The organism is Pseudomonas sp. AAC, assembly GCF_000725445.1.
In the GTDB taxonomy this organism is placed as follows: Bacteria; Pseudomonadota; Gammaproteobacteria; order Pseudomonadales; family Pseudomonadaceae; genus Pseudomonas; species Pseudomonas citronellolis.
Genome location: NZ_KL647097.1, coordinates 821,860 through 841,104 on the forward strand (window position 1 = coordinate 821,860; position 19,245 = coordinate 841,104).

Genomic DNA, 19,245 nt, shown 5'->3' on the forward strand with positions numbered 1-19,245 from the left:
GGCAAACGGGGTACGTCCCGGCCCGCGGCGCATACGCGGCGAGGGCGGGGACGTACCGTACGAAGGCCGGGCGAACGCCCGGCCTCATGGTTAAAGGAACCGCACATTACGAAGCGGCTCCCTATTAGTCAAATCAGGCGCAGGGCCCGATTCACTTGGTGTCCAGCACCAGCTTGGCGATTTCGCCGGCGCTCTGGTAACCCGGCAGCATCTGGCCGCTTTCGAGGATGATCGCCGGGGTGCCCTGCACGCCGACCATCTGGCCCAGCTGGAACTGCTTGTCCACCGGGTTGGGGCACTGCGCGGCCTTGATTTCCTTGCCGTGGAACATCTCGGTCATGGCCGCCGCGCGGTCCTTGGAGCACCACACCGCCTGCAGTTGCTGGTCACCCGGGGACTTCGGCCCCTGGCGCGGGAAGGCCAGGTAGCGCACCTCGATGCCGCGCTTGTTCAGCTCCGGCACCTCGGCGTGCAGCTTCTGGCAGTAGGGGCAGGTGGTGTCGGTGAACACGGTGATGTGCGCCTTGGCCTTGCCCTGGGCGGGGAACACCACCATGTCGCTGGCCGGCAGCGCATTGATGGTCTTGGCCACGCCGGCCGCCTCGGCGACCTCGGTGATGTTGGTGGCCGCGCCGTCCTTCACCTGGTAGATGTTGCCCTGCACCACGAAGTTGCCGTCGACGCTGGCGTAGAGCACCCGGCCGCCCTTGAGCTGGACCTGGTACAGGCCCTGCACGGGGCTGGCGCTGATGGTTTCGATGGGCAGGTCGGGCTGCAGCGACTGCAGGGTCTTGCGGATGGTCTGGTCGGGCTCGGCGGCCAGGACGAGGGTGCTGGCGAGGCCCAGGGCCGCGGCAGCCAGGAAACGGGACAGACGCATGGAAAACTCCTGTGGATGAACCTCGCAGCCTACCACAGCAGAGCCTGCGGACCGAACCGCGAGCTTGTAGCACGAGGCTTCAGGGCGCGCCGTTGGTCGATCAGGTCAAGCGGCGGATAACGCGAACGGTTGTTCGCCCTACACCAGACAGGCCTATCTTGGCGGCTGCGCCGAGGCGCGCCTCAACGGATGGGTTGAGCCTTGGCGAAACCCATGCGGTCGTGGTGATGGGTATCGCTTCGCTCAACCCATCCTACGGGGGTGTCCGGCCCATCGCGGACGGAGTCCGCTCCTACGCTCAACCGCGCGGGTGGTGCTGCGCGTGCAGCTCCTGCAGGCGCGCGCGGGCGATGTGGGTGTAGATCTGCGTGGTCGAGAGGTCGCTGTGGCCCAGCAGCATCTGCACCACGCGCAGGTCGGCGCCATGGTTGAGCAGGTGGGTGGCGAAGGCGTGGCGCAGGGTGTGCGGCGACAGCGACTTGCCGATGCCGGCGACCTTGGCGTGGTGCTTGATACGGTGCCAGAAGGTCTGGCGGGTCATCTGTTCGCCGCGCAGGCTGGGGAAGAGCACGTCGCTGGGGCGGCCGCCGAGCAGGTCGTCGCGGGCGTTGCGCAGGTAGCGTTCGAGCCAGACGATGGCCTCCTCGCCCAGCGGCACCAGGCGCTCCTTGCTGCCCTTGCCGAACACCCGCACCACGCCCTGGCGCAGGTTGAGCTGCTCCAGTGTCAGGCCGACCAGCTCGCTGACGCGCAGGCCGCAGGCGTAGAGCACCTCCAGCATGGCGCGGTCGCGCAGGCCCAGCGGGTCCTCGGTCTCCGGCGCGGCCAGCAGCGCTTCCACGTCGGCCTCGGACAGCGACTTGGGCAGCGGCTTGCCCAGTTGCGGCAGCTCCACCTGCAGGGTCGGGTCCTCGGCGATGAGCCCCTCGCGCAGGCAGTAGCGGTAGAAACCGCGCACGCCGGAGAGGAAGCGCGCGGTGGAGCGGGCCTTGTAGCCCTGGGCCAGGCGCCAGGCCAGGTGGTCGAGGATTGCCTCGCGGCCGGCGCGCTCCAGGCTCACGCCCTGCTCCCCCAGCCAGCCGTTGAACAGCGCCAGGTCGCTGCCATAGGCCAGGCGAGTGTTATCGGCAAGGCCCTTTTCCAGCCAGAGGGCGTCGAGGAAGCGGTCGATCAGCGGGTGCGCAACGGGATTCACGGCGGTTTTCGGATTCTAAAGCGGACGGGGCGCGGCTAGTCTTCCACAGGCAGGCCGTCCGCGGCCAGCCATCCCCTCGTCAAGGAATCCTCCGCATGGATGAAACCCGAGTTCTGCTTTCCCTCGGCGGCATCGGCGCCGGCGCCCTGCTCTGCCAGTGGCTGGCCTGGCGCCTGCGCCTGCCGGCGATCCTCTTCCTGCTGCTGTCCGGCATCCTCGCCGGGCCCCTGCTCGGCCTGCTCGACCCGCAGGCGCTGTTCGGCCCGCTGCTGTTCCCCCTGGTCTCGCTGTCGGTGGCGCTGATCCTCTTCGAAGGCAGCCTCACCCTGCACTTCAGCGAGTGGCGCGAGATCGGCAAGGTGGTGCAGCGCATGGTCACCTGGGGCGCGCTGCTGACCTGGGGCGTGATCGCCCTGGCGGTGCACTGGCTGCTGGACTTCAGCTGGGAGATGGCGCTGCTGTTCGGCACCCTCACCCTGGTCACCGGCCCCACGGTGATAGTGCCGATGCTGCGGGTGGTGCGGCCGAAGGCGGCCATCGCCAACATCCTGCGCTGGGAGGGCATCGTCATCGACCCCATAGGCGCGCTGCTGGCGGTGGTGGTCTACAGCTTCATCGCCGCCAGCGACACCGGCAGCGGCTGGCGCCACAGCCTTGGCGCCTTCGCCGGGGTGATCGCCTGCGGCAGCGCCTTCGGCATCCTCGGTGGCCTGGCCCTGGGCCAGGTGCTGCGCCGCCAGTGGCTGCCGGACTACCTGCACAACCTGGCCGCGCTGTCGGCGGTGCTGGGCATCTTCATCGGTGCCAACCTCACGGTGCACGAGTCCGGCCTGCTGGCGGTGACGCTGATGGGCATGTGCCTGGCCAACATGAAGGGCGTGGACGTGCGGCAGATCCTGCACTTCAAGGAGAACCTCAGCGTGCTGCTGATCTCCGGCCTGTTCATCGTCCTCGCCGCGCGCCTGGACCTGTCCGCCCTGCTCGGCCTGGGCCCGGCGGCGCTGCTGGTGCTGGCGCTGATCCAGTTCGTCGCCCGCCCGCTGAACGTGCTGGTGAGCAGCGCCGGCTCGTCGCTGAACTGGCGCGAGCGGGCGCTGCTGGCCTGGATCGCCCCACGCGGGATAGTCGCGGCGGCGGTCTCGGCGATCTTCGCCATCCGCCTGCAGGAGGCTGGCCACCAACAGGCCCAGTTGCTGGTGCCGCTGACCTTCCTGGTGATCATCGGCACCGTGGTCCTGCAAAGCGCCACCGCGCGGCCCCTGGCGCGCCTGCTGAAAGTGGCGGAGCCGGCGCCCAGCGGCTTCCTCATCGTCGGCGCCAACCCGGTGGCGCGGGCCATCGGCGCGGCGCTGAAGAACGCCGGCAGCCGCGTGCTGCTCACCGACTCCAGTTGGGAGAACATCCGCGCCGCGCGCATGGACAACCTGCCCACCTACTTCGGCAACCCCACCTCGCAGCATGCCGAGGCGCACCTGGACCTGGTCGGCCTCGGCCACCTGCTGGCCCTGTCGCCCTCCGGCGAGCTGAACACCCTGGCCTGCATGCGCTTCCGCCACGAGTTCGGCGCGCGCCTCTTCAGCCTGACCAGCGGCCAGGAGAGCCGGCGCACCGACAAGCACCGCGCCAGCGACCAGCACCGCGGGCACAACCTGAGCCCGCGCGAGCTGAGCTACCCGCAGTTCGCCGGCCTGCTGTCCCGCGGCGCCGAGGTGCGCAGCACCCTGCTCAGCGAGAGCTTCGGCTGGGAGCAGTACCAGGCGCTGTACGGCAACGCCGCCACCCTGCTGTTCGCCCGCGATCCGTCGGGCTGGATGCACGTGGCCAGCAGCACCCGGCCGCTGAACCCCGCGGAAGGCTGGCTGGTGATAGCGCTGATCGAGGAAGGCGCCCACGCGGCCGGCAAGGAGGACGACCGGCAGTCGGAATGAGCCGGGATCGGCTGGCGAATCGTCCGTCAGCCTATCCTAAGATGGGTGACAGGGCGGGGTGCCGGAGGCAATGATTGCACCACGCCATCATTCTTTCAGCTCCACGGTCCACAACCATGCCCAACACCCAGAATTCCCGCCTCGGCCAGATTCTCGTCAGCAAGGGCCTGATCAGCGCCGCCCAACTGGACCAGGCGATCCAGCTGCAATTGCGCAACGGCCTGCGCCTGGGGGAAACCCTGATCGCCCAGGGCTGGGTCAGCGAACGCCAGGTCAAGCGGGCGCTGAAGAAGCAGAACAACCTGCGCCTGGCCGCCACCCTGGTGGCGGCCCTGCTCGGGCCCTTCCAGCTGGCCAGCGCGGACATCCAGCGCCAACAGGCCCCGGCGATCAGCCAGAGCCACCAGCAGCGCGGGCTGAAGCCGCTGAGCGACAGCGAGATGAGCGGCATCAACGCCCAGGGTTTCGACGAAACCCTGCAGAGCCTGTTCGTCAGTGCCGAGGCCGGCGACGGCGTGGGCACCATGAAGCAATTGGCGCGCCTGGTGCTGCCGGTGGTGGACAGCCTGCAGGCCGAGACCTCGATGAAGGACGTGGTCTACGACACCGAGCACATGGCCTCCAGCCTCAACCCCGACGGCTCGATCAGCCTGCGCCTGCCCAGTTCCATCGGCGAAATGCGCTTCGACAACATCCGCGTCGCCGGCGCCCCGCAGAGCCAGAGCATGGGCAGCCTGAGCCTGCAGGACATCGACCTGTCCCAGGCCTCGCTGCACGTCAGCATGCGGCCCTGAGGAAGCCGGGAAGCAGGGAGTCATCCTGCTGGTCTGATCGCGGACGGAGTCCGCTCCTACGTTGCAGGCGAACATGGCTTTTCGTAGGAGCGAGCTTGCTCGCGAACCGCATGGCACCGCGTTTGTTCGCGAGCAAGAACCAGGCGTCCCCCTCGATCCTACGAAGAGCACCTACGCCGTCGTTCTCGGCAGCGGCATTTCGGGCCAACGGCGGATAACCGCGAACGGTTATGCGCCCTACGGTTCCGGAGGCACAGTTGTAGGAGCGCGCCCTGCGCGCGAAATCGCGGGCAGGGCCCGCTTACAGGCGTCCCCGGCAAATCCCAGGCATGAAAAAAGCAGCCCGAGGGCTGCTTTTTTCCGGATCGACTGGGAGTCGTGGACTCAGACCAGTTTTTCCTTGATGCGCGCTGCCTTGCCGGACAGTTCGCGGAGGTAGTACAGCTTGGCCTTGCGCACGTCGCCGCGACGCTTGACGCTGACGCTGTCGACCAGCGGGCTGTAGGTCTGGAAGGTACGCTCTACGCCTACGCCGTTGGAGATCTTGCGAACGGTGAACGCGCTGTTCAGGCCGCGGTTGCGCTTGCCGATCACGACGCCTTCGAAGGCCTGCAGACGCTGACGGTCGCCTTCCTTCACTTTCACCTGGACGATTACGGTGTCGCCGGGGGCGAACGCCGGAATCTCTTTGTTCATCTGTTCAGCTTCGATCTGCTGAATGATCTTGTTGGTCATCTCAGTGCTCCTAAGACAAGCGCTTGGCGCTCGCCATCGATACGTTAACTATCGTCCCGCTGGCGGATGTATTCCTCCAGCAGCTTCTTCTCTTCTCCAGAAAGCGAGCGGCAATCCAGAAGATCGGCACGTCGTTCCCAGGTCCTTCCAAGGGACTGCTGCAAACGCCAGCGCCGGATGTGTTCGTGGTTGCCGCTTAGCAGCACCTCGGGAACACGTTTGTCTGCGTACACCTCGGGTCGGGTGTAGTGCGGACAGTCGAGCAGGCCGTCGGTGAACGAGTCCTCCTCGGCGGAGTCCACGTGGCCCAATGCACCGGGCAACAACCGTGTGACCGCGTCGATCAGCACCATGGCCGGAAGCTCACCCCCGGACAGGACATAATCGCCAATCGACCATTCCTCATCCACGTGCTCTTCGATGAAGCGCTCGTCGATGCCTTCGTAACGCCCGGCTATGAGGATCAACCGCTCCTCGTTCGCCAGTTCCTTCACGGCCGCCTGCGTCAGTTTGCGGCCCTGCGGCGACAGGTAGATCACCTTCGCCGGTCCGCCTGCGGCTTGCCGGGCATCGCCCAGTGCGCCTTCCAGCGGCTTGATCTTCATCACCATGCCCGGACCACCGCCGAAGGGCCGGTCGTCCACCGTCTGGTGACGGTCATCAGTGTTGTTGCGTGGGTTGAAACACTCGAGCCGGATCAGCTCCTGTTTCACCGCACGGCTGGTGATGCCGTAGTCACTGATGGCGCGGAACATCTCCGGAAAGATGCTGATGACTCCGATCCACATGGGTTGAAACTCCTACCCTGCGGGTCAGAAATCCGCGTCCCAGTCCACCCTGATCTCGCCAGCCGCCAGGTCCACCGATTGCACGCATTGCTCCGTATAGGGCAACAGGCGCTCGCGGTCATCCAGGCTGCCCGCACAGGGCTTGACCACCATCACGTCGTTGGCGCCGGTCTCCAGCATGTGGTCGAGTATCCCGAACAGTTGCCCGTTCGTGTCGATCACCTTGAGACCTTCCAACTGGCTCCAGTAGAACTCGCCGTCGTCCAGCTCCGGGAGCTCGCTGCGCGGTACCAGGATCTCGAAATCCGCATAGGTGCGGGCGACTTCGCGATCGTCCAGTCCCTTCAGCTTCGCCACCAGGACATTGCCCTGCACGCGGCCACTGACCAGTTCAGCCTGTCGAACCTCGGTGCCACGCTTGAGCGTCCAGCGCCGGTAGTCCAGCAGGTTGTCCAACGGGTCGGTAAAGGAATACACCTTCACCTCGCCACGAATGCCATGCACGGAAACTATCTTGCCGAGTACGATCATTTCCTCGGCGGCAGGCATCGTGTTCATCGACTTCAGGCAGCCTTGGCGGCGTCCTTGAGCAGTTGAGCGACGCGCTCGGACGGTTGAGCGCCTTGGCTCAGCCAGTAGTTGACGCGCTCCTGGTTGACCGAGAGCTTGACTTCGGCGCCAGTGGCGACGGGGTTGAAGAAGCCGACGCGCTCGACGAAACGGCCGTCACGAGCGTTGCGGCTGTTGGTCACGGTCAGGTGATAGAACGGGCGCTTCTTGGAGCCGCCACGAGCCAGACGAATGGTTACCATGCGTACGTTGTTCCTATGGTTTGCTTGCAAAAAAGAAATGCAGCCCTCGGGCAAGGAGCCCGAAAGGCCGCATATTCTATGAGCTAAAGCCCCGCGCCGCAAGCCGCAGCACGTCGGCCCGCCAGCCAGGCGGGCCTGCGGGTCACATCTTCGGCATGCCGCCGGGGAACATGCTCCCCATGCCGCGCATCATCTTGGCCATGCCGCCCTTGGCGGTGACCTTCTTCATCATCTTCTGCATCTGCTTGTGCTGCTTGATGAGGCGGCCGACGTCCTGCACCTGGGTGCCCGAACCCATGGCGATGCGGCGCTTGCGCGAGCCGCTGATCACTTCCGGGTCGCGGCGCTCGGCGGGGGTCATGGAGTTGATGATCGCCTCCATCTGCTTGAACTGCTTCTCCGCCGCGCCCTGGGCGTTGCCCATCTGCGCCAGGTTGACGCCGCCGAGCATCGGCAGCTTGTCCATCAGGCTGCCCAGGCCGCCCATGTTCTTCATCTGCTGCAGTTGGTCGCGGAAGTCTTCGAGGTCGAAGCCCTTGCCCTTCTTGATCTTCTTCGCGAGCTTCTCGGCCTTCTCGCGGTCCATGTTCTGCTCGGCCTGCTCGATCAGGCTGAGCACGTCGCCCATGCCGAGGATGCGCGAGGCCACGCGGTCCGGGTGGAAGGGGTCGAGCGCTTCGCTCTTCTCGCCCATGCCGAGGAACTTGATCGGCTTGCCGGTGATGGCGCGCACCGACAGCGCGGCGCCGCCGCGGGCGTCGCCGTCGACCTTGGTCAGCACCACGCCGGTCAGCGGCAGGGCGTCGTTGAAGGCCTTGGCGGTGTTGGCGGCGTCCTGGCCGGTCATGGCGTCGACCACGAACAGGGTTTCCACCGGCTGGATCGCCGCGTGGACCTGCTTGATCTCGTCCATCATCTGGCTGTCGACGTGCAGGCGACCGGCGGTATCCACGATCACCACGTCGATGAACTTCAGCTTCGCCTCGCGGATCGCCGCCTCGGCGATGGCCACCGGCTTCTGGCTGGTGTCCGAGGGGAAGAAGGTCACGCCGATGTCGTTGGCCAGGGTTTCCAGCTGCTTGATCGCCGCCGGGCGGTAGACGTCCGCCGAAACCACCAGCACCGACTTCTTCTTGCGCTCCTTGAGGAAGCGCGCCAGCTTGCCGGCGGTGGTGGTCTTGCCCGCGCCCTGCAGGCCGGCCATGAGGATGACCGCCGGCGGCGCGGCGTTGAGCGCCAGGTCCTCGTTGGCCGCGCCCATCAGCTCGACCAGCTCGGCCTGCACGATCTTCACGAAGGCCTGGCCCGGGGTCAGGCTCTTGGACACCTCGGTGCCGACCGCGCGCTCCTTGATGCGGTTGACGAAGTCCTTGACCACCGGCAGGGCCACATCGGCCTCGAGCAGGGCCATCCGCACTTCGCGGAGCGTATCCTTGATGTTGTCCTCGGTCAGCTTGGCTTTGCCGGTGACCTGGCGCAGCGTTTGCGAGAGGCGGTCTGTAAGGTTTTCGAACATGCGCGTTCCTATCGGGCCGGGAGCGGCCGGGGTGGGCGTGGCAGCAAGCGCGGGATTATAACCAACTGCGAAGGCCACAGACACCGCCGATGATCCCGCCGCAGCGAGAAAGCGAAGCGTTCCCGGCTGCTTTCTAGGCATGGGCGTTCTGTGCCAAACTCGGCACCTTTCGAAGGATTCGCCCAAGACGCTATGCACCCTCTGCTGCCCAGCCTGCTCGCCGCCCTCCTCTACCTGGGCGCCACGGCCTACCACGGTGTCTGCCTGGCGCGCCGCGCCGCGCCGAACAAACCCCTGCTGCTGGTGCTCGGCCTGGCCGCGCTGGTCGCCCAGTGCCTGGGCCTGACGCCGCAACTGCTGACCGACGCCGGGCTGGTGCTGGACTTCTTCAACGCCGCCAACCTGATCGCCGCGGCGGTGATCGCCCTGACCCTGCTGGCCTGCCTGCGCATCCCGGTGGAGAACCTGCTGCTGTTCCTCTTCCCGCTGGGCATGCTGACCGCCGCGCTGTCGGTGCTGGTGCCCCACGGCACCCTGGAGCCGATCAACGAGCAGCCGGGCATCCTCGCGCACATCCTGCTCTCGGTGCTGGCCTACGGCCTGCTCACCATCGCGGTGTTCCAGGCCCTGCTGCTGCTGGTGCAGGACCATCGCCTGAAGCACAAGCACCCGGCCGGGCTGATCCGCAACTTCCCGCCGCTGCAGACCATGGAAAGCCTGCTGTTCGGCTTCCTCTGGGGCGGCTGGGTGCTGCTCTCGCTGTCGCTGGTGTCCGGCTGGCTGTTCCTCGACAACCTGTTCACCCAGCACCTGGCGCACAAGACCATCCTCTCCTGCTTCGCCTGGGTGGTCTTCGCCGTGCTGCTGTGGGGCCGCCACCAGCTCGGCTGGCGCGGGCACAAGGCGATCCGCTGGACCCTGGCCGGCTTCTGCCTGTTGATGCTGGCCTACTTCGGCAGCAAGCTGGTCAAGGAATTCATCCTGCACATCTGAGCCCGGCGGCGCCTGGGCGCCACGGAACGCTGAGGGAACCCGACGCATGGGCGACATCCATCCCGGCTACCTGATCGGCCTGCTGGTCTTCCTGCTGCTGTGCTCGGCGTTCTTCTCCAGCGTCGAGACCGGCGTGCTCAGCCTGGACCGCTACCGCCTGCGCCACCAGGCCAAGCAGGGCAACCGCGCGGCGCGGCGCACCAGTTGGCTGCTGCTGCGCACCGACCGCCTGCTGGGCACCATCCTCATCGGCAACAACCTGGTCAACGTCATCGCCTCGTCCCTGGCCACCCTGCTGGCCCTGCGCCTGTGGGGCGACTTCGCGGTGGCGCCCACGGCCCTGGCGCTGACCCTGGTGCTGCTGATCTTCGGCGAGATCACCCCCAAGACCTACGCCACCCTGCGCCCGGAACGCGTGGCCTTCCCCGCCAGCCTGCCGCTGCTGTGGCTGCAGCGCCTGTTCAGCCCGCTGCTGTGGCTGATGAACGGGGTGAGCAACGGCATCCTCCGGCTGTGCGGCCTGGACCCGGCGCAGCGCCGCAGCCGGCCGCTGAACAACGACGAGCTGCGCAGCGTGGTCAGCGAATCCAGCGAGAAGCTCAGCGCCAACCGCCAGGACATGCTGCTGAGCATCCTCGACCTGGAAAAGATCACCGTGAACGACCTCATGGTGCCGCGCAACGAGGTGCAGGGCATCGACCTGGACGATGACGTGGAAAGCATCATCGGCCAGCTGCGCAACACCACCCACACGCGCCTGCCGGTGTTCCGCAACGACATCAACCAGGTCGAGGGCATCGTCCACATGCGTCAGATCGCCCGCCTGCTGACGCACAACCAACTGACCAAGGACAGCCTGCGCGCGGCCTGCCTGGAGCCCTACTTCATTCCCGAGAGCACGCCGCTGTCGACCCAGCTGATCAACTTCCAGAAGCAGAAGCGGCGCATCGGCATCGTCGTCGACGAGTATGGCGAGGTGATCGGCATCATCACCCTGGAAGACATCCTCGAGGAGATCGTCGGCGAATTCAGCAACGCCGACGCCCTGCGCAACCCGGACATCCACCCCCAGGCCGACGGCACCTACGTGATCGACGGCTCGGCGAACATCCGCGAGCTCAACCGCGCCCTGGGCTGGCAGTTGCCCAGCGAGGGGCCGAAGACCCTCAACGGCCTGGTCACCGAGGCCCTGGAGCAGATCCCCGACTGCCCGGTGTGCCTGCGCATCGGCCCCTACCGCCTGGAAATCCTGCAGTCCGGCGAGAACCGCGTGAAGAGCGTGCGCGTCTGGCTCACCGGGCGCGCCGCCGCGCCAGCGCCGGGCAGCGCCGACGGGCTTGCCTGAGCGGCCGGCCCGCGCCCTATAATCGCCCCCTGCTTACCCAGCATCCCGCGCCAGGGCCCGCGCTACCCGCGCAACGCCCGGCGCCAGTCGACCGCCCGCCAGCCCGAGCCCGGCCCCGCGCCTGCGCCCGGCGAAGCAACCGGCCTCGCCCCGACCCGCCGCGAGGTTCCCGCCCCTGCCCTACCCGGGTGGCGCTTCCCGCCTCGCGCACGGGCGTAGCCTCCATCGCCGCCGGACACGCCCGCAGAGCCGTGCCGGCCATGACTGACAGGGACATCCCATGACCACCGCCAGCCTTGCCGCTGCCGCCGAACAGCAACCCGCCAACTCCACCGCGCGGGTCGCGGTCGCCAGCTTCATCGGCACCGCCATCGAGTTCTACGACTTCTACGTCTACGCCACCGCCGCCGCCCTGGTGATAGGCCCGGTGTTCTTCCCGCAGACCTCGGGCACCGCGCAGATGCTCAGCGCCTTCATCACCTTCGGCATCGCCTTCCTCGCCCGGCCGCTGGGCTCGGCGCTGTTCGGCCACTTTGGCGACCGCATCGGGCGCAAGTCGACGCTGGTCGCCTCGCTGCTGCTGATGGGCCTGTCCACCACCCTGATCGGCCTGCTGCCGGGCTACGACAGCATCGGCGCCTGGGCCCCGGCGCTGCTCTGCCTGCTGCGCTTCGGCCAGGGCCTGGGGCTGGGCGGGGAATGGGGCGGCGCCGCGCTGCTGGCCACGGAGAACGCCCCCAGGCACCGCCGCGCCTGGTTCGGCATGTTCCCGCAGATGGGCCCGTCGATCGGCTTCCTCGCCGCCAACGGCCTGTTCCTCGGCCTGGCCATGACCCTCAGCGAGGAACAGTTCCGCGCCTGGGGCTGGCGCATTCCCTTCATCCTCAGCGCGCTGCTGGTGATCGTCGGCCTTTACGTGCGCCTGAAGCTGTCGGAAACCCCGGTGTTCGCCAAGGCCATGGAACGCCAGGAGCGCTCCAGCCTGCCGATCGCCGAGCTGTTCGCCCAGCACTGGCGCCCGGTGCTGCTGGGCGCGCTGGCCATGGTGGTGTGCTATGCGCTCTTCTATATCTCCACCGTGTTTTCGCTGAGCTACGGGGTGACCAGCCTGGGCTACAGCCGCGAACAGTTCCTCGGCCTGCTGTGCTTCGCGGTGCTGTTCATGGCCGCGGCCACGCCCATCTCCGCCTGGCTGAGCGACCGCTACGGGCGCCGCCCGGTGCTGATCGTCGGCTGCATCGCCGCCATCCTCTCCGGCTTCACCATGCAGCCGCTGCTGAGCCAGGGCTCGTCGGTGGAAGTGGCGGCCTTCCTGGCCCTGGAGCTGTTCCTCATGGGCGTGACCTTCGCCCCCATGGGCGCCCTGCTGCCGGAACTCTTCCCCACCCGCGTGCGCTACACCGGCGCCTCGGCGGCCTACAACCTGGGCGGCATCCTCGGCGCCTCGGTGGCGCCCTACATCGCCCAGAAGCTGGTGGGCATGGGCGGCCTGAGCTGGGTCGGCGGCTACGTGTCGGTGGCGGCGGCGCTGAGCCTGATCGCGGTGCTGTGCCTGCACGAGACGCGGGAGCGGGAGCTCTGAGCGGCGCCGATCTCCTGTAGGAGCGCGCCCTGCGCGCGAATCGCGGGCACGGCCCGCTCCTACGGGGCATGGTGTGGCGGGGCGCAGGGGCAACTGTCTTGCGCCGAGGTGTTCTTCGTAGGATGGGTTGAGCTTGCGAAACCCATGCGGTTGCGGCGATGGGTATCGCTTCGCTCAACGCCCTCCTACGAAAAGCCGTGCTTCCTGGAACCGCAGGAGCGGACTCCGTCCGCGATCCGGCCTCAGCCGCGTTCCACGGCCACCAGCCACTGGGCCAGATGCTCGCCCCACACCTGGTAGCCCAGCGCCGACGGGTGATAGCCGTCGATGGCGAGATACTGCGGCTGCATCTCCAGCCCCACCGCGCAGTATCCAGCGCCTAGCGCCGTAGCCAATTCCCGCAACTGGCCATCCAGCAACGCAGCGCGCCAGCCCAGCAACTGCCGCAGCAGCCAGGGCAAGGCGCGGAAATGCCGCAGCGGCGGCACCGCCGTGCACACCACTCGCGCGCCATCGGCCTGGAAATGCCCGATCAGCCGGGCGATGGCCGCCCGCCAGCGCTCGCCGGAACTGAAATGGGTGGTGTCGTTGACGCCGAAGACCAGGGTCACCAGGTCATAGCGCCCCCCGGCCAGCGGCAGCAGGCGCTCGCAGGCCTCGGACGCGGTAATGCCGTTCTCCCCCAGCGCCCGCCAGGCCACCGGCCGTTGCAGGCGCGCCGCCAGGGCCGTGGCCAGGCGCCCGGCCAGGGCGAAGTCCAGGCAGGAGGCACCGACGCCGGCGACGGTCGACTCGCCCAGCAACAGCAGGCGCAGGGGCTCGCCGGGAAATTCCGCGCCGGCCAGACGCTCACAGGCCCCCGCGGCCGGGGCCAGGCGCAGCGCCGTGCGCCGGGTGCGCACGGCCATCGGCAGGGCCAGCGGCAGCAACGGCAGCGCCGCCGCCCACCAGGCCAGCCCCGCCAGGCGGTTCACAGCTCGATGACCACCGCCTCGGCCGAACGGGTGGCCTTGGCCCGCGCTTCCTCGATGGATTCGGCGCGCGCCAGGGCCACGCCCATGCGCCGCTGGCCGGAGACTTCCGGCTTGCCGAACAGGCGCAGGGCGCTGTCCGGCTCGGTCAGCGCGGCGCCCAGGTTGCCGAAGCTGACCTGCTGCGACTCGCCGTCCACCAGGATCACCGCAGAGGCCGAGGGCCCGAACTGGCGGATCGCCGGGATCGGCAGGCCGAGGATGGCCCGCGCGTGCAGGGCGAATTCGGAGAGGTCCTGGGAGATCAACGTCACCAGGCCGGTGTCATGGGGGCGCGGCGAGACTTCGCTGAACCACACCTGGTCGCCCTTGACGAACAGCTCCACGCCGAACAGGCCGCGCCCGCCCAATGCCTCGGTGACCGCCTTGGCCACGCGCTCGGACTCGGCCAGGGCCTTCGGGCTCATGGCCTGGGGCTGCCAGGATTCGTGGTAGTCGCCCTTGACCTGGCGGTGGCCGATGGGCGCGCAGAAGGTGGTGCCGCCGACGTGACGCACGGTGAGCAGGGTGATCTCGTAGTCGAAGTCGATGAAGCCTTCGACGATCACCCGGCCCTTGCCGGCGCGGCCGCCTTCCTGGGCGTAGTCCCAGGCGGCCTTGAGCTCGGCGTCGGACTTGAGCACGCTCTGGCCCTTGCCCGAGGAGCTCATGATCGGCTTGACCACGCAGGGGTAGCCCACCGAGGCGACACCAGCGAGGTAGTCCTCGTAGGAGTCGGCGAAGTGGTACGGCGAGGTGGGCAGGCCCAGCTCCTCGGCGGCCAGGCGGCGGATGCCCTCGCGGTTCATGGTCAGCTGCGCGGCGCGGGCGGTGGGCACCACGGTGTAGCCCTCGGCCTCCAGCTCCACCAGGGTCGAGGTGGCGATGGCCTCGATTTCCGGGACTATGTAGTGCGGCTTCTCCTGCTCGATCACCGCCCGCAGGGCGGCGCCATCGAGCATGCTCAGCACGTGGCTGCGGTGCGCCACCTGCATGGCCGGGGCGTTAGCGTAGCGGTCGCAGGCGATCACTTCGCAGCCCAGGCGTTGCAGTTCGATCACCACTTCCTTGCCCAGCTCGCCGGAGCCACAGAGCAGTACGCGGGTCGCCGTGGGCGACAGGGGGGTTCCAATACGGGGCATTGCGTGCAACCTCGGGAAGGGGATGTTCTGTCGGCGCGCTAGAGCAGCACGCCCTGTTCGCGGGCGCGCTCATGGCACAGGCGCAGCACCTCGCGGCGCTCGTCGTTGTCCATGCGGCCCCAGCGGGTGATTTCGTCGGCCGTGCGCTGGCAGCCTATGCACAGGTCCTGATCGTCCAGGGTGCAGACGTAGACGCAGGGCGAGGCCACCGGGCGCTCCTGGCTCATTCTTCCTGCCCGGCCAGGTCGCGGGCGTAGCGCTGGGCGTTGTGTACGTAGTGGGCGGCGCTGGCTTCGAGCATCTTCTTCTGCTGCTCGCTCAGCTCGCGCACCACCTTGCCGGGCGAGCCCATGACCAGCGAGCCGTCGGGAATCACCTTGCCCTCGGGGATCAGCGAATTGGCGCCGATGATGCAGTACTTGCCGATCTTCGCGCCGTTGAGCACCACGGCGTTGATGCCGATCAGGCTGTAGTCGTCCACCGTGCAGCCGTGCAGCATGACGTTGTGGCCGATGGTCACGCCCTTGCCGATGTTCAGCGGGAAGCCCATGTCGGTGTGCATCACGGTGCCGTCCTGGACGTTGCTGTTCTCGCCGATGTGGATCAGCTCGTTGTCGCCACGCAGCACGGCGTTGAACCAGACGCTGGCGCCGGCGTCCAGGCGCACCTTGCCGATCACCGCGGCGTTCGGGGCGATCCAGCTGTCGGGGTGGGTTTCGACTCGGGCGTCGCCCAGGCGGTATTTCATCGGTGGCTCCTCAGGCATCTCGTTGTTGTATGCGCCGCTCAGCTGAGCTTGATGAATTGCGACGGCGCTTGGTGCAGGTCGATGCGGTCATCGAACAGCAGGTTGACCAGTTCGACGACCATGATCGCCGACAGGCCCCAGATCTTGTATTCGCCGAAGCGGTAGCTGGGCACGTACCAGCTGCGCCCGAAGTAGTCGATGCGGTGGGTCATTTCCCGCGGGTCGCCGCGGAAGAACTCCAGCGGCACCTTGAACACCGCGGCGATCTCGCCGTCGTTGGGGGTGTACTCGACGAAGTCGGGAACGAAACCGACGAACGGCGTCACCTTGATGCCATGGCGCGAGACCAGGGTGCTCAGCGGCCCGACCACCTCCACCAGGCTCGGCGGCAGGGCGATCTCCTCCTCGGCCTCGCGCAGCGCGGTGTGGATCAGGTCGACGTCCTCGGGGTCGCGGCGCCCGCCGGGGAAGGCCACCTCGCCGCTGTGGGTGGACAACCCGGTGGCGCGCAGGGTCAGCACCAGCTCCTCGCTGGGGGTGATGGGCAGCAGCACCGCCGCTTCGGGGAAGCGCTGCTCGCTGTTCAGGTCCTGGGGGGTGTGCGCCGTGATGCGCCGGCGCAGCTCGTCCAGCATGCGGACATCCTGCGTGTAAGCCATTCTCTCAATTGTGGAATCATGGCATGAAAGGCTGCCTCGCCCAAGCCCCACCCCCTTGCTGCGCGGGCCTTCCGGCGAGCAAGATGGCTGTATCGATTCCCAGGGAAAGTGCATGAAATTCTGCAGTCAGTGCGGCGCCAGCGTGAGCCTGCGCATCCCCAGCGGCGACAACCGGCCGCGCTACATCTGCGACCAGTGCCATACGGTGCATTACCAGAACCCGCGCATCGTCGCCGGCTGCCTGCCGGTGTGGGAGGGGAGCATCCTCCTGTGCCGCCGCGCCATCGCCCCGCGCCAGGGCTTCTGGACGCTGCCGGCGGGCTTCATGGAGAACGGCGAGACCCTCGAGCAGGCCGCCGCCCGCGAGACGCTGGAGGAGGCCTGCGCCCGCGTGCGCCAGTTGCAGCTCTATACCCTGTTCGACCTGCCGCACATCAGCCAGGTGTACATGTTCTTCCGCGCCGAGCTGGCCGACCTGGATTTCGCCGCCGGCGAGGAAAGCCTGGAGGTGGGCCTGTTCGAGGAATCGGCGATTCCCTGGTCGGAGCTGGCTTTCCCCACCGTGGGCCGTACCTTAGAATGCTACTTCAGCGACCGGCAGAGGCAGGACTTCCCGGTGCGCAACGAGGCCATTGCACCCATGCCGGGCCACTACAAGAAGACCTGAACACTTTGCAGGGCCGTGCATCGCGGCGCTTTATCGAACATCCGGGGGATAGTCTTTCCATGCGCTGGCTGCTTGCCTTTCTGTGCCTGACCTTTGCCGCTCTATCGCAGGCCAATGCGACGCCGACCCTGGAAGGCCGCATCGACAAGGTGCTGGTGCTCAAGTCCGAGCACAAGCTGCACCTCTTGAGCAACGGCAAGATCCTCAAGAGCTACCGCATCTCCCTGGGCAAGAGCCCGCGCGGCACCAAGCTGGCCGAGGGCGACAACCGCACGCCGGAGGGCTTCTACTGGATCGACTGGCGCAAGACCAGCGACAAGTTCAACCTCTCCATGCACATCTCCTACCCCAACGCCCGCGACGTGGTGCGCGCCCGCGAGAAGGGCCTGTCGCCCGGCGGCATGATCATGATCCACGGCACCCCGCTGAGCGACGAGTACCCGGAGTGGTACTTCTCCACCCTGGACTGGACCAACGGCTGCATCGCCATGACCAACCCGGACATGCAGGAGGTCTGGAGCCTGGTCAAGGACGGCACGCTGATCGAGATCCGCCCCTGAGGCGGCAATGAAAAAAGGCGCCCTCGGGCTAATGCCAGTCAGTTAAGGCTGACACATTGACCTTTAGTCTGCAGGCCGCAAAATCCGATGCTTGGAAACGAGCATCGGATTTTTTATGCGCCTGTCACAAGCCCTGTCCCTCACTCACGAAATGGCATCGCGGCCTCATGCGCTGGAGGGGCTGGGAGCTTTGCTCGATCCAGACATCGTGAAACAGGCTTTCGAGACTGCAGGTGTCTCGACCATTCGCAAGCGTCGTCTTCCGCTTGAAAGCCTGGTGTGGTGCATCATCGGCATGGCGTTGTTCCGCCGGATGTCGGCTTGGGATGTCGTGAACCACATGGACATCATGCTACCGGGCAAGCGGCCGCTGGTGGCGCCCAGCGCTGTTGTGCAAGGGCGGCAGCGGCTGGGTAGCGAAGCTGTACGCGAAGTCTTTACGCTGACCCAGCAGCGATGGCACGAAGAAACCAAACATCCGCAGTGGTTGGGATTGACGCTGCTTGGCGTGGACGGCGTTGTCTGGAATACGCCTGATACCGCAGAAAATCGTGCGTGCTACGGCAGCGCGACCAACCAGCATGGTGACGGCAGCTTTCCTCAAGTTCGGATGGTCTGTCAGATGGAGCTGACCAGCCATCTACTGATAAGCAGCACTTTCGAGGGCTATCACAGTAGCGAAATGAAGCTGGCAGAACAGCTGATCGCCACCACGCCGAATCATTCGTTGACCCTGTTCGACAAAGGTTTCTACTCGTTGGGCTTGCTGCATCACTGGCAATCGCACGGCGAGCATCGACACTGGCTGATCCCTTTGAAAAAGGGCACTCAGTATGAGGTAGAGCACAAGCTTGGGCGCAATGATGCCCAGGTCGTTCTGCGTACATCGCCTCAGGCTCGCAAACAATGGCCAGACTTGCCGTTGGAAATTCGAGCGAGGTTGCTGAGCAAAACGATCAAAGGAAAGGTGGTGAGCGTCTTGACCTCAATGACCGATCCGCTGCGTTTCCCTGGCGATGAGATCGTCGATCTTTACAGTCAGCGCTGGGAAATCGAACTGGGCTATCGGGAGATCAAGCAAGGACTTTTGGGCGGCGAATACACCCTGAGAAGCAAGACTCCGGAGATGATTGCGCAAGAACTGTGGGGCGTGCTGCTGGGCTACAACCTGTTACGTTATCAGATGGTACAGATGTCGAGGCAGTGCCCGGGGGTATACCCATGCGAAATGAGTTTTACCGCCTGCAGTTGGGCAATCCTGGGCTTGCTGCATGGCACGTCGCTGAACCATCCCGGTAACTTGCCAGGATTTCTGGCAGATTTGCAGGCCTCAGCGGCGCAGTATGTCCTACCTCATCGGCGACCTGATCGCTGGTTCCCGAGAACGGTGAAGCAGCGACCAGCAAAATATTCGACACGAAAATGAAAATGCCAGTCAGCTTAACTGACTGGCATTAGCCCTCGGGCGCCTTTTTCATTTTGCTGTGGCTAGAAGACCATGTCCGACAATCGCCACACCTCGAAGGCCGGCGTCTCGTAGGGGTGCGCGGCCTTCAGCGCCTTGACCGAGTCGTGGATCAACTCGTCGGCCACCACCATCTCCACCTTCCATTCGGCCACCTGCTCGACGAGGCCGGCCGAGCCGAGGAAGGGGTTGCTGCCCTGCAGCGGGCGGAACTGGCCCTGGCCGAGCACCTGCCAGCAGCAGCTGTCGTAGGCACCGATGCGTCCTGCACCTGCGGCGAACACCGCTTTCTTCACCGTCTCCAGGTGAGTCTCGGGAACATAGAAGCAGAGTTTGTACATCGGACGCTCCGTGGCGGAAAACGGGACCGGGTGGGGAGTCGAGGAGCGAATGCTGCCATAGGTGATGGCATTTTGCCTCCAATGA

The 19,245-nt window shown here is 66.5% G+C and carries 21 protein-coding genes; 8 read left to right on the top strand and 13 right to left on the bottom strand.

Translation table 11 applies throughout. The annotated features are described in order from the left end of the window. Positions 1 to 151 precede the first annotated feature (151 nt). Both FG99_RS17455 and xerD read right to left on the bottom strand, forming a co-directional pair. Positions 152 to 880, bottom strand: a complete 729-nt coding sequence (locus FG99_RS17455; protein ID WP_009616374.1) for a DsbC family protein — start codon at positions 878 to 880, stop codon at positions 152 to 154. Between the two features lie 298 nt (positions 881 to 1,178). Beyond that, complete coding sequence (gene xerD / locus FG99_RS17460; protein WP_009616372.1) at positions 1,179 to 2,075, bottom strand: site-specific tyrosine recombinase XerD; 897 nt, start codon at positions 2,073 to 2,075, stop codon at positions 1,179 to 1,181. A 95-nt stretch (positions 2,076 to 2,170) separates the two neighbouring features. Between xerD and FG99_RS17465 the strand changes: the two genes are divergently transcribed. Next, the gene (locus tag FG99_RS17465) at positions 2,171 to 4,003 is read left to right on the top strand and encodes a cation:proton antiporter (RefSeq protein ID WP_043271413.1); all 1,833 of its coding nucleotides are present in this window, start codon (positions 2,171 to 2,173) and stop codon (positions 4,001 to 4,003) included. Positions 4,004 to 4,119: 116 nt separating this feature from the next. Continuing rightward, a complete protein-coding gene (locus FG99_RS17470) occupies positions 4,120 to 4,797 on the top strand; it encodes a cyclic di-GMP-binding domain-containing protein, MshE-related (protein WP_009616368.1) in 678 nt (225 codons plus the stop codon). A 384-nt stretch (positions 4,798 to 5,181) separates the two neighbouring features. On the opposite strand, the gene rplS is transcribed toward FG99_RS17470, so the two are convergent. The 5 genes from rplS to ffh all read right to left on the bottom strand — a co-directional run bounded on the left by rplS (position 5,182) and on the right by ffh (position 8,648). Further along, positions 5,182 to 5,532 (bottom strand): 50S ribosomal protein L19, encoded by a 351-nt coding sequence (rplS, locus tag FG99_RS17475; RefSeq protein WP_009616363.1) that lies wholly within the window; start codon positions 5,530 to 5,532, stop codon positions 5,182 to 5,184. A gap of 44 nt (positions 5,533 to 5,576) precedes the next feature. Then, entirely contained in the window at positions 5,577 to 6,320 is a 744-nt protein-coding gene (trmD, locus tag FG99_RS17480; RefSeq protein ID WP_009616361.1) for a tRNA (guanosine(37)-N1)-methyltransferase TrmD, read from the bottom strand. A gap of 24 nt (positions 6,321 to 6,344) precedes the next feature. Beyond that, entirely contained in the window at positions 6,345 to 6,878 is a 534-nt protein-coding gene (gene rimM / locus FG99_RS17485) for a ribosome maturation factor RimM (protein ID WP_009616348.1), read from the bottom strand. Positions 6,879 to 6,883: 5 nt separating this feature from the next. Further along, positions 6,884 to 7,132, bottom strand: a complete 249-nt coding sequence (gene rpsP / locus FG99_RS17490; protein ID WP_009616346.1) for a 30S ribosomal protein S16 — start codon at positions 7,130 to 7,132, stop codon at positions 6,884 to 6,886. A 142-nt stretch (positions 7,133 to 7,274) separates the two neighbouring features. Continuing rightward, positions 7,275 to 8,648, bottom strand: a complete 1,374-nt coding sequence (gene ffh, locus FG99_RS17495) for a signal recognition particle protein (protein ID WP_009616344.1) — start codon at positions 8,646 to 8,648, stop codon at positions 7,275 to 7,277. A gap of 192 nt (positions 8,649 to 8,840) precedes the next feature. Here ffh and FG99_RS17500 point away from each other — a divergent pair, with 192 nt between their 5' ends. The 3 genes from FG99_RS17500 (at position 8,841) to FG99_RS17510 (ending at position 12,568) form a co-directional block, all read left to right on the top strand. Further along, on the top strand, positions 8,841 to 9,641 hold the full coding sequence (locus tag FG99_RS17500; RefSeq protein WP_009616342.1) for a cytochrome C assembly family protein: 801 nt from the start codon (positions 8,841 to 8,843) through the stop codon (positions 9,639 to 9,641). Between the two features lie 46 nt (positions 9,642 to 9,687). Further along, complete coding sequence (locus FG99_RS17505; RefSeq protein WP_043271416.1) at positions 9,688 to 10,986, top strand: HlyC/CorC family transporter; 1,299 nt, start codon at positions 9,688 to 9,690, stop codon at positions 10,984 to 10,986. Positions 10,987 to 11,266: 280 nt separating this feature from the next. Beyond that, positions 11,267 to 12,568 (top strand): MFS transporter, encoded by a 1,302-nt coding sequence (locus FG99_RS17510; RefSeq protein ID WP_009616338.1) that lies wholly within the window; start codon positions 11,267 to 11,269, stop codon positions 12,566 to 12,568. Positions 12,569 to 12,810: 242 nt separating this feature from the next. Here the strand turns inward: FG99_RS17510 and FG99_RS17515 are convergent, their stop codons facing one another. Genes FG99_RS17515 through FG99_RS17535 form a run of 5 tightly spaced genes read right to left on the bottom strand, consistent with a single transcriptional unit; the run spans position 12,811 to position 16,103 of the window. Next, entirely contained in the window at positions 12,811 to 13,542 is a 732-nt protein-coding gene (locus tag FG99_RS17515) for an SGNH/GDSL hydrolase family protein (RefSeq protein WP_043271417.1), read from the bottom strand. Further along, positions 13,539 to 14,720 (bottom strand): formate-dependent phosphoribosylglycinamide formyltransferase, encoded by a 1,182-nt coding sequence (purT, locus tag FG99_RS17520; protein WP_043271419.1) that lies wholly within the window; start codon positions 14,718 to 14,720, stop codon positions 13,539 to 13,541. Before purT ends, FG99_RS17515 begins: the two co-directional genes overlap by 4 nt. Before the next feature lie 38 nt (positions 14,721 to 14,758). Further along, positions 14,759 to 14,947: a DUF1289 domain-containing protein gene (locus FG99_RS17525; RefSeq protein WP_009616323.1), complete on the bottom strand. Its 189-nt coding sequence runs from the start codon at positions 14,945 to 14,947 to the stop codon at positions 14,759 to 14,761. Further along, on the bottom strand, positions 14,944 to 15,468 hold the full coding sequence (locus FG99_RS17530; protein WP_043271421.1) for a gamma carbonic anhydrase family protein: 525 nt from the start codon (positions 15,466 to 15,468) through the stop codon (positions 14,944 to 14,946). Before FG99_RS17530 ends, FG99_RS17525 begins: the two co-directional genes overlap by 4 nt. A 38-nt stretch (positions 15,469 to 15,506) precedes the next feature. Beyond that, the gene (locus FG99_RS17535; RefSeq protein ID WP_043271422.1) at positions 15,507 to 16,103 is read right to left on the bottom strand and encodes a CoA pyrophosphatase; all 597 of its coding nucleotides are present in this window, start codon (positions 16,101 to 16,103) and stop codon (positions 15,507 to 15,509) included. A gap of 136 nt (positions 16,104 to 16,239) precedes the next feature. On the opposite strand from FG99_RS17535, the gene FG99_RS17540 reads away from it, so the two are divergent. The 3 genes from FG99_RS17540 (at position 16,240) to FG99_RS17550 (ending at position 18,780) form a co-directional block, all read left to right on the top strand. Further along, positions 16,240 to 16,794: an NUDIX hydrolase gene (locus FG99_RS17540; RefSeq protein WP_043271424.1), complete on the top strand. Its 555-nt coding sequence runs from the start codon at positions 16,240 to 16,242 to the stop codon at positions 16,792 to 16,794. A 59-nt stretch (positions 16,795 to 16,853) separates the two neighbouring features. Further along, positions 16,854 to 17,354, top strand: a complete 501-nt coding sequence (locus FG99_RS17545; protein ID WP_009616312.1) for a L,D-transpeptidase family protein — start codon at positions 16,854 to 16,856, stop codon at positions 17,352 to 17,354. 115 nt (positions 17,355 to 17,469) lie between these two features. Then, positions 17,470 to 18,780 (top strand): IS4 family transposase, encoded by a 1,311-nt coding sequence (locus tag FG99_RS17550; RefSeq protein ID WP_043268243.1) that lies wholly within the window; start codon positions 17,470 to 17,472, stop codon positions 18,778 to 18,780. Positions 18,781 to 18,842: 62 nt separating this feature from the next. Here FG99_RS17550 and FG99_RS17555 read toward each other — a convergent pair whose 3' ends face one another. Then, on the bottom strand, positions 18,843 to 19,160 hold the full coding sequence (locus FG99_RS17555; protein ID WP_043271426.1) for a YqfO family protein: 318 nt from the start codon (positions 19,158 to 19,160) through the stop codon (positions 18,843 to 18,845). Positions 19,161 to 19,245 lie beyond the last annotated feature (85 nt).